The organism is Ensifer sp. YR511 (assembly GCF_900103045.1).
Classification (GTDB): domain Bacteria; phylum Pseudomonadota; class Alphaproteobacteria; order Rhizobiales; family Rhizobiaceae; genus Ensifer; species Ensifer adhaerens.
In genome coordinates this window covers 19,737-33,731 of the sequence record NZ_FNGR01000050.1, presented here as the reverse complement: position 1 = coordinate 33,731, position 13,995 = coordinate 19,737, and the positions used below count along the sequence as shown (strand labels likewise).

At 56.9% G+C, this 13,995-nt stretch carries 12 protein-coding genes; 6 read left to right on the top strand and 6 right to left on the bottom strand.

The genetic code is table 11. From position 1 onward, the window contains the following. Positions 1–348 (top strand): phosphate acyltransferase (locus BLU15_RS36410; protein ID WP_256386727.1); only part of this gene is annotated, 348 nt, incomplete at its 5' end. Positions 349–451: 103 nt separating this feature from the next. Here BLU15_RS36410 and BLU15_RS36405 read toward each other — a convergent pair. The 6 genes from BLU15_RS36405 to BLU15_RS36380 form a co-directional block, all read right to left on the bottom strand. Beyond that, complete coding sequence (locus tag BLU15_RS36405; RefSeq protein WP_143034338.1) at positions 452–1,363, bottom strand: LysR family transcriptional regulator; 912 nt, start codon at positions 1,361–1,363, stop codon at positions 452–454. Between the two features lie 85 nt (positions 1,364–1,448). Beyond that, entirely contained in the window at positions 1,449–2,360 is a 912-nt protein-coding gene (locus BLU15_RS36400) for a LysR substrate-binding domain-containing protein (RefSeq protein ID WP_090302114.1), read from the bottom strand. A 44-nt stretch (positions 2,361–2,404) separates the two neighbouring features. Beyond that, entirely contained in the window at positions 2,405–3,490 is a 1,086-nt protein-coding gene (locus BLU15_RS36395) for an ABC transporter ATP-binding protein (RefSeq protein WP_090302113.1), read from the bottom strand. Continuing rightward, entirely contained in the window at positions 3,483–5,123 is a 1,641-nt protein-coding gene (locus BLU15_RS36390; protein WP_090302111.1) for an ABC transporter permease, read from the bottom strand. Before BLU15_RS36390 ends, BLU15_RS36395 begins: the two co-directional genes overlap by 8 nt. A gap of 121 nt (positions 5,124–5,244) precedes the next feature. Further along, positions 5,245–6,348 carry an ABC transporter substrate-binding protein gene (locus BLU15_RS36385; protein WP_090302109.1) on the bottom strand — a complete coding sequence of 368 codons (1,104 nt, stop codon included), beginning with the start codon at positions 6,346–6,348 and terminating at the stop codon, positions 5,245–5,247. A gap of 283 nt (positions 6,349–6,631) precedes the next feature. Beyond that, complete coding sequence (locus tag BLU15_RS36380) at positions 6,632–7,522, bottom strand: LysR substrate-binding domain-containing protein (RefSeq protein WP_090302107.1); 891 nt, start codon at positions 7,520–7,522, stop codon at positions 6,632–6,634. A gap of 211 nt (positions 7,523–7,733) precedes the next feature. Here BLU15_RS36380 and BLU15_RS36375 point away from each other — a divergent pair, with 211 nt between their 5' ends. From BLU15_RS36375 to BLU15_RS36355, 5 genes are all read left to right on the top strand, one after another. Continuing rightward, positions 7,734–9,362 carry an ABC transporter substrate-binding protein gene (locus BLU15_RS36375; RefSeq protein ID WP_090302105.1) on the top strand — a complete coding sequence of 543 codons (1,629 nt, stop codon included), beginning with the start codon at positions 7,734–7,736 and terminating at the stop codon, positions 9,360–9,362. An 82-nt stretch (positions 9,363–9,444) separates the two neighbouring features. Next, entirely contained in the window at positions 9,445–10,254 is an 810-nt protein-coding gene (locus BLU15_RS36370) for an HpcH/HpaI aldolase family protein (protein WP_090302103.1), read from the top strand. 16 nt (positions 10,255–10,270) lie between these two features. Next, complete coding sequence (locus tag BLU15_RS36365) at positions 10,271–10,963, top strand: RraA family protein (protein WP_090302101.1); 693 nt, start codon at positions 10,271–10,273, stop codon at positions 10,961–10,963. Between the two features lie 18 nt (positions 10,964–10,981). Then, positions 10,982–11,905: an SMP-30/gluconolactonase/LRE family protein gene (locus BLU15_RS36360; protein ID WP_090302099.1), complete on the top strand. Its 924-nt coding sequence runs from the start codon at positions 10,982–10,984 to the stop codon at positions 11,903–11,905. Positions 11,906–12,231: 326 nt separating this feature from the next. Beyond that, positions 12,232–13,836, top strand: a complete 1,605-nt coding sequence (locus BLU15_RS36355) for an ABC transporter substrate-binding protein (RefSeq protein WP_090302097.1) — start codon at positions 12,232–12,234, stop codon at positions 13,834–13,836. The last annotated feature ends 159 nt before the right edge of the window (positions 13,837–13,995 follow it).

The window sequence follows — 13,995 nt, the reverse complement described above, 5'->3', positions numbered from 1 at the left end:
CAGGGCGAACGCTCTGAGCGGGTGCGCGAAGCGGTCAATATCCTCGACAAGCGCCGCGTCGATTTCGAATATGACGGCGAGATGGCCGCCGACGTGGCGCTCAATGCTCGCGTCATGGAGCAATACCCGTTCTGCCGCCTCTCGGGCACGGCAAACGTGCTCGTGATGCCGGCGTTCCACTCGGCATCGATTTCGACCAAGATGCTGCAGGAACTCGGCGGCTCGACGGTGATCGGCCCGCTGCTCGTCGGGTTCGACAAGTCGATCCAGATCGTCTCGATGTCGGCCAAGGATTCCGACATCGTCAACATGGCGGCGATCGCGGCCTATGTCGCGGCTTCCCAGTGAAGCTTCCGAGTTTCATCGCTGAGCAGGACAGATGAAGCGGATGGGGGGCGAATGACTTTTCCATCTTGCCGGCGGGGAGGGTCGAAGCCGGATCCGGCAATCACTAACCGATATCGAGCAGCTGATTGATCGTCGTTTTGACAAAGGATCGAAACCAGGCATTTGGGGCATCCAGCGTCATGTTGTTGTGCCAGAGAATTTTATAGTCAATCTGACGGCCGGCACACTCGGAACGCTCGATCTGAATGGAATCAGGGGAGTTGCCGTACCGTGTCACCCGGTAAGGGAGCGCGGTGACTAACTCGGAACTTCCTGCAATCTCCAACGCATCGATGTATCTGTTCACCACCAAAGTGATGTTTGATTCCAGTGCGTGATCGCGAAGCAAGCGGTGCAAAAATCCGTGCTCTTTCCCCGAAGGGGTCACGATTACATAGTTCCATCGACTTAAGGACGACGGGTCGCCAGGATCGACGGCCGGTGTTCCCGCACGCGAAACGAACACGTACTGATCACGCAGCACGATCTCGGCGGAAAGCCCGGCTGGATAGCCCGGAAACATGCCCACGGCACAATCGAGGCGTGCGCTCTGAAGGCCTTCGATGGAGCCAAGGTTTGTGTGAGGGTAGAGTTCGAGCCTTGCCGCTGGGGCCGCGGCTGCGAATTTGCTGCTCAAGGCCGGTACGAGCCACATTGCCAAAGACTCGGTGATCGCGAGCCGGAACCTAAGCTCCGTCGTGTAAGGATTGAACGAGACTGGAAAGGTAATCCGGTGCAGCCCGGCGATGCTTGCCTGTAGTTCCGGCCAAATGCGAAGCAGCGTCTGTGTCGGTTCGACGCCGGTCGGGACCTTGATGAAAAGCGGGTCCTTGAAGAGGTCTCTCGCCCGCGCCAGCGCGTTGCTTACGGCGGGCTGTGACATTGCGAGCCGGCGAGCGGCACTCGTGACATTCCGCTCGATCATCACCGTATGAATGATGTTGAGGAGGTTCAGATCTATGCGGCGCTCGCTCAAGTGACTAACCAATCGATGTTCGTCAACCGACGTTCCGGCTTTTTGCTCCCGGCCTGCCCGCTACTCTGGAAGAGCTATTCGACAGTTAATTTATCTGACCGGCGGCCTTTGCTGTTTCAGGGACAACCTTGCTGTTTTCAAGGAGCCAGCGGCTAAATTCCATGAATCCCTTTACCCTCGGGCTTACATCGGGTGACACGAGATAATAATCACCAAATCGTTCGCCATTCCCACTCATCGGAACGAGCAGCCGGCCGGACGCGAGTTCCCGCTCAACCAGGCACTGCCGGGCCAACGCTATGCCTATCCCTTCGGCGGCAGCCTCGTAGCTCAGTCCATCCCCCTCAAGTACAATGTTTCGCGCATTGTCGAGGGCGGCTAAATGAGCTTCGCCAAGCCATATCTTCCATTGCTCCGGATGTACCGAGGAGTGAAGCAAGGTCTCCTCCCCGAGGGATGCATACGCTATCGCCCCTCCTCTGTTGGTCAGATACTCGCGGCTACACACCGCGATCATCGTACCTTTGAGCAACCGTTTCACTTTGAAGCCAGGCAGCGGTTCGTCCAGGATCTTGATTGTAAGGTCGATGTCAGGTCCTGGGATATCACTGGACCTGCCGACCGAAAAATTGAGCTTGATGTCGGGATGACTCGCGAAAAACCTTGGCAGCCGGGGCAGCAGCCAGTAGCGCATGAACATCATCGACGTCCTGACATTGAGAGGCCTGTCACGCGTCTGCCGGCTGACGCGTTCCACCTCACGTCTTAGCTGCAGGAAGATATCGTTGATCGACTCGTAGAACCGACGCCCTTCTGGCGTCAGCAAGATGTTTCGGTTCGTTCGAGTAAAGAGCTTCAGGCCCAGATGGTCTTCGAGCTTTTTGACCTGGCGACCGACGGCACCAGGTGTGACATGCATTTCTGCGGCGGCTCTGGTAAGGCTCTCATGCCTGGCTGCTGCCTCAAAGGCCACCAACGCATTCATTGGAGGAAGCATTCAGACTCCCTCCAGTTCTTTGCGATGGCCAACCGAATCATGCCTCAGCCTTCCTTGAAAATCACATTCCCAGATTCCGGAATGATAATTCTTACCTTGCCTTCCGCGACATTGACAGGGGTCTCCGCCCTCACGGTTTGTCCGGCGACATCGAGCACATACCGGAAGGTTGCGCCCTGAAAACTCTTCGTCAGCACTCGCGCAGGAAGGCCTGGTTGCTCGCAGCCAGCTGACTTGTCGTCAGCGTCAGTCAAAACCATTGCCTCAGGGCGTACTGCCAGTTTCACGCGATCACCCACATGAACGTCAGGCGCTTTGCCGGCGGTGACCACGCCGCAATTCTCGATTGCGATTTCCATCCTTGCCTCGTTGACGCCGGTCACCACCCCTTTCAGGAAGTTGCTTGCCCCGATAAACTCGGCGACGAAAGGGTGGCTTGGGGCCGCGTAGACTTCCTGAGGTGTCCCTACCTGCAAAATCCGGCCGCGTTGCATGACCACTATCCTGTCGCTCAGCGCGAGAGCTTCGCCTTGATCATGCGTCACGTAAACCGTTGTAATGCCTACTCTGCTGTGAATTTCCTTCAACCAGTCGCGGGCTTTGTCCCTTAACTGAGTGTCCAGATTCGACAACGGCTCGTCGAGGAGCAGGACCGTCGGCTGGTAGACGAGCGTGCGAGCCAACGCGACACGCTGCTGCTGTCCGCCGGAAAGTTCAAACGGATAGCGATGCGCATATTCTTGCATTTCCACGAGTGTCAGCGTCTCGCGAATCCGCTTGTCTCGCTCCCCTCGCGGAATTCGACGCAGTTTGAGAGGGAATTCGAGATTGCCCGCCACTGTCAGGTGCGGCCAAAGTGCATAGGACTGGAATACAAGCCCTGCATTCCTCTTTTCCGGCGGAAAATAGACACCCGCGTCGCTATCGAAGTACTTGATCCCGCCCACGATGATCGACCCGGATGTCGGCTTATCCAGACCGGCGAGTGCGCCGAGGGTTGTAGATTTTCCGCATCCGCTCGGGCCGAGAAGTGAGACGAACTCCCCGTCGGCAATCGTGAGCGATATTTCGTCCAGCGCTTTGAAGGAACCGAACGTTTTTGAAAGCTTGTTTAGGATGATCTCAGCCATGGAATTTTAACCCAAAGATACTCTTGCTCGCGTAGACGAACGCGAAAGTTATCGCCAATTGCACCGCCGACAGGGCCGCGACCCGACCGACCTGCCCCTGAACCCAGAACTGCAGCATTGTCGAGCCAATAACTTCGCTGCCAGGCGACAGCAGGAACACAGCGGTGGTGTATTCCTTGAAAAACTGGATGAAGAGCACTGCGAAGCAGGAGAAGAGAGCGGGTTTTAGGATCGGGACAACGGCCGCCCAGCAAGCCGTGACCCAATCCGCCCCCATGACCCTCGCGCTACGGTCGATGTCCGGTGCGATCTGGAGAAGAGAGGGCACGATCGTACCGTAGCCGTTCGAGATGTAGCGCATCACATAGGCCACGATGATTATGAAGACCGTGCCCCGCAGCCAGCCGATGGGCGGCAGCAGAATGGCGGCATAGAAGAACCCCAATCCTGCCACGAGCCCGGGGACTGCTCGAGGCACGACCGCCACGAAATCAAGAAACCCGCGTAACCTGAATTCGGATCTGTGAGCCACCAACGCAATGAGGGCCATGAACGCGGTGCCAATCACGGCTCCAACCGTCGAAATCAGCAGCGTGTTCAAAATGGAACGCCTGTAGGTTTCAACCGAGAAAAGTGCAGCGAAGTTCTCGAGGGTGAAAACGGTCCAGAACGGTATGAGGGGAGACAGGAACGAGACGAAGCCCCGCAGGACGAGCGCGGCAAGCGGCAGTATGATCGCGGCAAGCGCGAACGCAGTTGTCAGCGCGCAAAGGACCCACCCCCAGTTCCCGAGCGCCAGTAGTCTGGGTCTGCTGGCCTTGCCGCTCACACTGACGAAGCGGCGGTTATTCTTCAGAAGCTTCTGTTGGATAAAGACCAGCAGCATGATGGTGCAAAGGAGCACGACTGCCGCTGTCGCTACCAGACCGTAGTTCGGTTGCGCCGAAGCAATCCCCTCGGCGTAAAGCAATGTCGTCAGTACACGAATGCCGTACGGTTCCCCAAACACCAGCGGCACGGCCAGGGTCTCCAGGGCAAGTGTGATGTTCATTACGGTGCTGAAAAGTACGGCCGGTCGCATCATCGGAAGGGTCACCTTGCGCATGACCTGCCAGGGTCCGGCGCCGCAGGTGCGCGCCGCATCCTCGAGCGAGGGGTCCAAGAGTGCACCGGAGCTTTGGCAGTAGAGAAGCGTCAGGGGAACCTGGGAGATGCCTGTAACAAACGCCATCCCTGCCAGTGAGTAGAGGTTCCAAGGCTCACGGATTCCGGTTAGCGACTGCACGAACAACGTAGCATAGCCGGCAGGCCCGTAGAGCAGGAACCAGCCGAAAGCGAGCACGAGGGTCGACACGAACATCGGCCACAGCAGGACCTCGCCCAGAAGCTTGCGTCCCGGCATGTCTGTACGGGCGAGCACGATCGCGAGGAAGATTCCGATCAACTCGGCGACGAGGGTGGTAATCCCCGCGAAAATCAATGTGTTCCAAAGGATGTGCCCCACGTCATCGCTCGTAATCAGCGCATGAAAGTTCGAGGTCGTGAGCTGCGCATTGCTATCGTAAATGGGCGCTGAAAGTATCGACTGATACAATATTGGAATAATGGGCGCAGCTACGAGGACAACAGTCATTGCTGTTGTCGCCCATTGTATGGTGTTGGCCCGATCGAATTTGTGTGTTCGCAAAGGTGTTGTCCAAGCTAGAACGGAAAAGCTTCCGGGCGGCACCTGGCTGCCCGGAAGGGGATGGCTTTCACTTGAAGATTGATTTCCAGCGCGCGATAAATGCGTCGTGCTGTTCGACCTGGTCCTTATCGTAGTCGATCATGAGGGCGTTCTGTTTCCCGACCGCTTCTTCAACCGCCGCATAGGTGTGGCCGCCATTCACGTCCTTGGCCGAAAGATCGGGTCTGACGACCATTCGGTCGGCTCCCGCCAGGGATTTTTGCCCGTCGATCGACAGCAGAAAATCAAGCATCAGCTTGGCGGAGTTCGCGTGTGCCGCCCCCTTGGGGATTGCGGCAGGGCGTCCGTTAATCGGCGTGCCGTCGGAAATATAGCTCCAGCCAAGCAACTGGGCGCGCGCCGGATCCGCCACAGCGGCCCATCCAGACGCCGACCCGGCAAGATAGAGCAGCGAGTACTCGCCAACCGTGAGCTTTTCTATCATGGGGCCGGAGGACGTCTCCGTCCTGCTGAGAGGGGCCAGTGTGCCGTACCATTCCCATGCCTTTTCGCCATGGTGCTTCGCAAAGGCGAAATGCCCCGAGTAGCCAAAGGTGCTGCGGTCTGCCGGGTATGTCGCGATCCGGCCCCGGTAGATATCAGGATTTGCCTGCGCCTTTGCCGCGAGGTCGGCGAAGCTCGTGGGAACTGCCTCGGCGGGCAGGATCGCCTTGTTCCAGATGAAGATCAGCGGATCGCCCATGACGGTGTAAACGCCCGGTAGCGGCTTCATCGAGGCGGGATATGCGGAGGCCTCCGGCGACTGATAGGGTTCGATCAAACCCTTTTCCGAAAGGTTGATCCAGGATGCAGGGCCAACATTCACAATGAGATCGGCCGTCGTCTGTTTTGCACTTTCCTCCGCCAGAAATCGCTGAAAGACTTCGCCCGAGTTCATATCAAGCGTCTCAACCTTTACCCAAGGGTAGCGGTCATTGAAAGTCGTGACTACCTTTTCCCAGCGATCGGCTGCGATGTTGGAATAGATCAGCAGTTTGGATTCCTGCTTCGAATTCTCGATGATATCCGCATAGTTCGCGGGATAGTTGGCGGGAACTTGCTGAGCCATACAATTGGCTCCCCAAGAAACCGAAAGCGCCGTGGCAGATACGGCCGCAAATACAGTCTTCATACTTTCCTCCCATGACCGCACACTCGCTGTCTGCCGAACTTGACGTCTACGCAGGCAGAATGCGCATTGGAGAAATTCTGCGGAAATACCGGCTTTTCACAATCGATTATTTAGCGGATTGTTTTGAGTTTTTCTCCGCACTAAACGCGCGGTATCTGTCGCCTTCGCGCCTCACTCCAACGTGACATAGGAGCCCGCACCATTTCCTGCCAACGCGGGAAAATTTGGCAGTCTCCAGTCAGCAAATGCGCACCGCGTAGCAGGTGGGATGGCACTGATTAAGTCAAAAGTGTTCGCGAGATTTGACCTGCTCTCCAATCCACTTGCGGAAAGCGCGGATTGCTTTCTTCTGCGGCATTCCACTGGGGATACACAGATAGAAAGCCGAGTCCACCTCGGCTTCTATGGGGAAGAGCCTGAGCAGACTGCCGTTGGCGATGTCTTGGTCCATCATGTAGCTGCGTCCAAGCGCAACACCGCTTCCCATCAACGCGGCCTGATATGCCAGATATGTTCCGGCAAAAGTTATCCGACGCGCCTGCGATGGGAGTTCGACGCCTGCGGTTTTGGACCAGGCCCCCCAATCGTCGAGGCGAAATTCTGATTGTAGCAGCACGTGGCTCCCAAGTGCCTCGGGGCTTTCGGGTCGCCCATGGCTTGCAATGTATCGGGCACTGCAGACCGGCGTGAGGGTGGGCCTCATCAAGGGGTATGCCGAGTAGCCCGGCCATTCTCCTTTGCCGTAGCGGATCCAGACGTCCGCCCTATTGTCGGCCATCGAGCTCGGCTTCATGACGTCGAGCGTGAGTTCCACACCAGGATTTGCGTCGAGAAACTCCCCGAGCCGGGGCAAAAGCCATTGGCGCATGAAATGGTTCGAACAAGCAAGGCGGAGCGTATCCGCTTTATTGCTGTTTAAAAACCGCGCGTTCTGGTTCTCGATCTCGTCGATACAAGGCCCGAGCATCTGTGCGTAGGTTCTCCCAAGCTGGGTCAGTTCCTTCTTATTTGCACCGGACGAATAGAGTTCAACCCCCAGATACTCCTCCAGGACCTTGATCTGCCTGCCAATCGCACCGGGCGTCACGTGAAGTTTTTGTGCAGCCTCCACGAAGCTTGGATAGCGGCTAGAGACAATAAAGACGCGCAAAGGGTTCAGGGGAACGGGTGCCATTTCAACCTCTCAGGGGCTTTTGACGGATCGTAGAACTAGCCGACGATTCAGAAAGCCATTTGCACGAGGTGGAGAAAAAATCAATCTTGGCGCAGTTTATCTCGATTGTGCTCGACGGAAACCTGCATTGATATGAGCCCAGGGAAGGAACTCGAAATACCGCCTCACCTGCGGGTTTCGGGAGGAGCGTTTTCGGGAGGAGAAAAGGGAAATGTCGAAACGAAGCGACGAGTTCGCGAGCCTGGCATGTTCCAGGCGAGATATCATGCGCGGGATTGCGTTGGCTGGAATTGGCCTCTCGGCTACTGCACCGGTCTGGTCTTCGCTTGCTGCCGCTCAGGATAGTAAGTTGGCGCCGCGTCGGGGCGGGATCCTTACGCTCAACCTCACGTCGGACCCTGCGAACTTCGATCCGATGTCGACAGCAACGAACCGCGTGCTCTACATTGCCGGTGCCTGCTACAACAATCTCGTGATGTTCGATCCCATGCGTCCCGACGCGATTGTCGGCGATCTGGCCCGAGACTGGACGGTTTCAAAAGACGCTCTTACCTACACGTTTTCACTGATTGACGGTGTCAGATTTCATGATGGCATGCCGTTCACCGCTGAAGATGTGAAATACACCTTCGACTTCTTGCGCAATCCGCCGGAAGGCGCAGTGAGCGTGCGAAGCGACCAACTGGAAATGATCGACACGATCCAAGTGGTCGACGCTCTGACGGTGCGGATGGTGCTCAAGCGCCCCTCCCCGGCATTTTTGCCAACGCTCGCCTCGGGATGGATGCTTATTTATCCAAAGCATATTCTTGAAGACAAGGGCAGCATGAAAGACGACGTGGTCGGTACGGGGCCTTTCCGGCTTGCAAAGTACACCAAAGGCGTCAGCATCGAGCTCGTTCGCAACGAACATTACCATGTGCCGGATCGCCCTTATCTGGACGGCATCACGATCTACGTCATCTCCGATGCGGCTACGACGCTCTCCTACCTGAAGACGGGGCAGCTGACGGTCTTCATGAATATGGGTGACGAAGAAGCACGCCGCACGAAGCTGAATGACAAGGAACTCGTCGTTCAGGAGGTGCCGGCGCTTTCGTTCACCTGCGTGAGTTTCAACACCACAAAGGGACCGTTCAGTGATATCAGGGTGCGTCAGGCAGTCAGTCTGGTGATGGATCGTGCGGAAACAATCGCCGTTGTCGGCCAAGGCGAGGCCGTCACGGGAGGGCTTATGCCTCCGGGACGGTGGGCCGTGCCGCCCGGCGATCTCTCGAAAGTGCCCGGCTACGGTGGCGATCCAAAGGACAATCTGGCGAAAGCGCAAAAACTGATGCATGAGGCGGGGGTTCCTGACGGATTCACCACGACGCTGATGACCAAACGTAATGCGAACTATGAAGCAGTCGCGGTGTTCATGCAGTCGAAACTCGCCACGATCGGCATCAAATCCAGCATCGATCTCCAGGACGATACGTTGTCATACGACAATCTCGTCAAGAAAAACTATGAGATTTCCCCGTGGGTCCACACGGCGGGCGGTGACGATCCCGACACCATCTTTTCTGATTTCTATACCTGCAAAGCGTCGCGAAACTACTCTGGCATTTGCGACGGAAAGTTCGATGAAAGCTTCGCTCGGCAGTCGCAGGAGATGGACGAGACGAAACGGCGAGCCATTTCGCAGGAGATGGAGCTTGCCATGTTGAACCAATTCAACCGTGTCGTCCTGTTCTGGCAGAAGAAGTTCCTGGGACTCTCTCCCCGGGTGCAGGGTCTGATTATCCATCCAGTCATGGATAACAATCGCCGGTTCCAGAACGTCTGGCTCTCGGCCTGAACCAACACACCTACCAACGAAATCGGCGTAGCTCCGGCTGCGAACGGTCCTGCTTTGTCATCAAAATGAAAGGATATGACATATGAAAGCCAGTGCAAAGAATATCGTCAAGGAGCGCTACAAGGCAGGTCTTGTTTCGCTTGGGATCCAGGTCAAGGAATCTTCCCAGCACCTGGTTGAGATCGCCGGGGTCGTTGGCGCCGATTTCGTCAAGCTGGATTCGTTCCGCTGGCCGGTCAGCCCGGAGGTACTGCAGGGATTGATCCAGACGGCGTGGTCTCACCAGATGATGCCGTGGGTCGCCTCTCCGACCCAATTCTGGGACATGATGTGGCGCATGGACATGGGCGCGCAAGGCATGTCCATCGCCTGCGTGCGAACGCCCGAAGACGTTCAGCAGATGGTCGACGCGACATACTATGCGCCGATCGGCCGACGTGAATCGAACCGCCCGCTGCGCTTCCGCGGCATGGCGCAGGGCGACTACTTCGATCTTGCGCGCGAAGAGACCTTGCTGTGCGCCCAGATCGAGGATGAGGAAGGCATCGCCAACCTGAAAGAGATCCTGAGGAACGAGTATCTCGATGTCATTTGCGTCGGCAGTGGCGATCTGGCGATTTCTCTCGGCGTTCCGAATGACCGCAATCATCCCAAAGTCAAGGAAGCGCGCAAACGCATTCATCTCGAGGCCCTGGCCGCCGGCAAGCAGGTGACGGTCACTCAATCGGTGACGCCGGAAGGCCTCGACGAAGCAGCCTATTGGGTGGAGCAAGGCGTGAAGATCGTGACATTGGATGGCCCCTTCAAGGTCCTCATCCAGGTTTACGGCGATGCCCTGAAGAACCTGAAAAGCGCAATTGGCTACGACGCCACCCGGCTGGCAGCCGAATAAGCATAGGGGATGAAGAATGAGCGAGCATCCGGATCGATACCCGACGGTTACCTTCCGGGTGCGGCGCTCATTTCTGCGTCTGCCCGCAGGTTTGATAGAAGGCTTTCGGGGGACGCCGATTGCAGACCTGAGCGACGCGGTCGGCCGTCTCTACACGCTCGATGGGACCATTCGGCCGATCTATCCCGGAGCGCCGCGCCTCCTTGGCTCGGCAGTCACTGTGAAATGTCCAGCCGGGGATAACTTCGGTGTGAAGGCTGCATTGCAGCTGATTGAGCCAGGAGATGTGCTCGTGATCGATGGCCAAGGCTTCACCGAGTGGTGCCTTGGCGGTTTTCGAATGCTTGAGACCGCCATCGCCGAGCGTGGCTTGCGAGGTGTCATCGTCAATGGGGCCTATCGCGATGTGGAGCAATGTGCAGCCGCGCGGTTTCCCGTGTTCGCAAAAGCGATTGCGCCCTGGTCGGGACCGAAGAAGGGGCCGGCGGAGATCAACGTGCCGGTGGCATGCGGCGGCGTAATTGTCGAGCCGGGTGACCTTGTGGTGGCCGACCTCGACGGAGCAGTTGTCATTCCCCGGCTCTATGCGACGGCAGTCCAGGACAGAATCCAGAAAGTGAAGCCCACACTCGGCGCCGAGATCGACCGCGAACGTCATGTCCAGTTTTGGCGCGACTTTGAGGCTAGAGACGGCGTCTTCCTTGATTAAGGCTTGAGGAGGTTTTCCTTGTTCGCTGCACCGCCAGAAATAACGACTGAGGTTTGGTCGAAAATACCCGACGAACTGGAGCTTTGGGATCGTCCGTCCGATTTTGTGCGGGTAAAGCGCCAGGGTCAAAGGCTCGGATCATTTCTTGAGGGTCCAAGTTTCGACCGCGAGGGAAACCTCTTTGTTGTCGACATAGCATTTGGCCGGATTTTCAAGATCGACCCCGAGCGGCGATGGAGCGTGGTTGCAGAGTATGACGGCGAACCCAATGGCCTCAAGGTCCATCGAGACGGACGGATCTTCGTCGCAGACCACAAGCGGGGGATTTTATTGCTGGACCAGGAAAGAGGTACCGTGGAGCCCGTCCTGACCCACTATCGGTTCGAACCCTTCAAGGGTGTCAACGACCTCTTCTTTGCGGCGAACGGGGACCTCTACTTTACCGATCAGGGCTCGACCGGACTGCAGGACCCAACCGGCCGGGTCTTTCGCTGGCGCACGTGCGGCGAGTTGGACCTGCTTCTAGACAATTGCCCGAGCCCGAATGGCCTTGTGCTAAATCTGGAAGAGAAGACGCTCTATGTATGCATGACGAGGGCGAATAGCGTTTGGAGAGTTCCCCTCCTACCGAAGTACGCAGGCGTCGATAAGGTCGGCAACATGCTGCAACTCTCCGGGTCTTATAGCGGCGGGCCGGATGGCGCCGCAATCGATGAGCGTGGCAACCTATATATATGCCATCCCGGTTTGGGTTCGGTTTGGGTTTTCGACCGTTTTGGAGAACCCATATATCGGATCAGATCATGTGAGGGACGATCCACCACAAATCTGTCTTTTGGCGGCGGTGACAGGAAGACGCTCTTCGTCACGGAATCCAGCACAGGGTCGATCTTGAAGGCCCAGCTCCCCTTCGCGGGTCGTCCAATGTTCTCGCATGCGTAACTGAACCAAATTTTCGCGTGGTGGAAACAGTTTGCCTTGGGGGCCCCCACCTCCTGGGGTCGCTGCAGGGCTGCGCTGCCGTCTGCTGCGGGCAGAATGAACGACCTTGTATCGGCCCGATCCTTGCCAGGCAACCAGATGCGTGGGGCGATCGAGCACTCACTTGGCGCATCACGCTTGGAAGTCTGATGTTTCGACCGTTGCCGCTCAAGTGCGTGAGCAAAAGTCAACCCGGCGTCATTTTTTGTCGGTTGCGCGTCGTGGCTGGTCGGTTCCAATGGCAGTGATGGCTGAGGAGCTGATCTTACTTAGAATCGGGAGGAAATATGAGCAAACTTATCACTGTGGCACGAACCGATCTTTCCAGGCGGCAGGTGCTCAAGAGTCTAGCGGCGGCCGGAATTGGCGCGTTCGTGGTCAATCAATTTGGGAGCGTAGCGTTTGCCGCTCCCTCGGGTCGAACGCTTACCGCAAATATGAAGGATCCGCCGAATTTCGACATCATTGGGAACAGTACGTCATGGGTCATTCTGACACTCGGCCCCTGTTACAACGGACTTCTCACGACCAATCCTGAAAAGCCCGAAGAGCTCGTTGGGGAGCTTGCTCAAAGCTGGACCGTGTCGAGCGATGGCAAGCTGGTCACGTTCAAACTGCATGAAAACGTGAAGTTCCACGACGGCGCGCCGTTCAGCTCCGCCGACGTAAAACACACGTTTGATCTGGTCCGAAATCCGCCCGAGGGCGTCGCTAGTATCCGCAAGAACAGTCTTGCGGTGATCGACCGCATCGAGACGCCCGACAAGCTCACGGTTGAGTTCTACCTGAAGCGACCGCAACCTTCATTCTTGCCGTTGCTCGCCACAGGATGGATGGTGATCATGCCGAAGCACATCTTGGAGCGTGACGGCAACATGCAGAAACAGGTTGTCGGGACTGGTCCGTTCAAATTCAAGGACTACCAACGCGGAGTTCGATTGGATCTGGTTCGCAACGAGGAGTATTTTCAGACCGACCGGCCGTATCTCGATGGCATTACGTTTTTCGTCGCCGAGGATCCGTCCACACTCGACGCCTATTTCAAGACCGGGCAGATCCTTTTCTACAATGAAATGAGTTCGGACTCCGGCTTGAGGTTTGAGAAAGATGAAGACAGCGGTGTGACGGTCCAAAGGGTCGTTGCCCTCAATCCGACTGCGATAACGTTGAACGGTCGCAGGAAGCCACTAGACAACAGACGGGTCCGGCAGGCGATCAGCTATGCGATCGACCGCAATGAAGCTATCAAGCTTCTGGAGCAGGGTCAGGCCGAAATTGGAGGGTTCATTCCGCCAGGCCGTTATGCGATGCCACGTGAGAAACTGCTGCAGATGCCCGGATACGGCCCCGACGTCGAAGCCAATCGTGAAACGGCACGCAAGCTGCTGGCGGAGGCCGGATACGCAAACGGCTTGAAGCTCAGGATGCTGGTACGAAAGAATGTCAATCACGAAGAGCGGGCCGTGATGGCCCAGGGGCAACTTGCTCGGGTTGGTATAGAGGTTACACTCGACGTCCAGGAAAGCGCGATGTTCTTCGACAGCTTCAACTCGGCCAACTTCGACATCGTTTCCCAAGGCGGCATCGCCTACCCCGTCAATGACCCGGACGTCGTATTCGGTTCTATCCATACGTCCGGACCCGCAAACATTTCTGGGGTTACCAATGCCGAACTCGACAGGTTGTATGAGGCGCAGACGTTGGAAACAGACGTCGTCAAGCGCACGGCAATAGCTCATCAGCTAGAAGAGATCGCGTTGAACGAATGCAGCCGCATCGTGCTCTTCTATCAAAACAAATTTGTCGGTCACTCATCCAAGGTGAGCGGTTACGTGGCGACGGGCAACCCCGACGATTCTTCGCGAATGGTGAACGTGGCCCTGACAGAATAGCATTTGCATATGCGGTCGCGGCATGGTCGTCGCGACCGCACCTTTTCGACTAGTCGGGCATTGCCAATGTTGCGGGAAGAAGTGGGCCTGCCTCTCCCTTTTCTTCGGCAGCATGGCTCCTCTGAGCATCGACGCGAAACGTTGCAATCGAGCATTGAG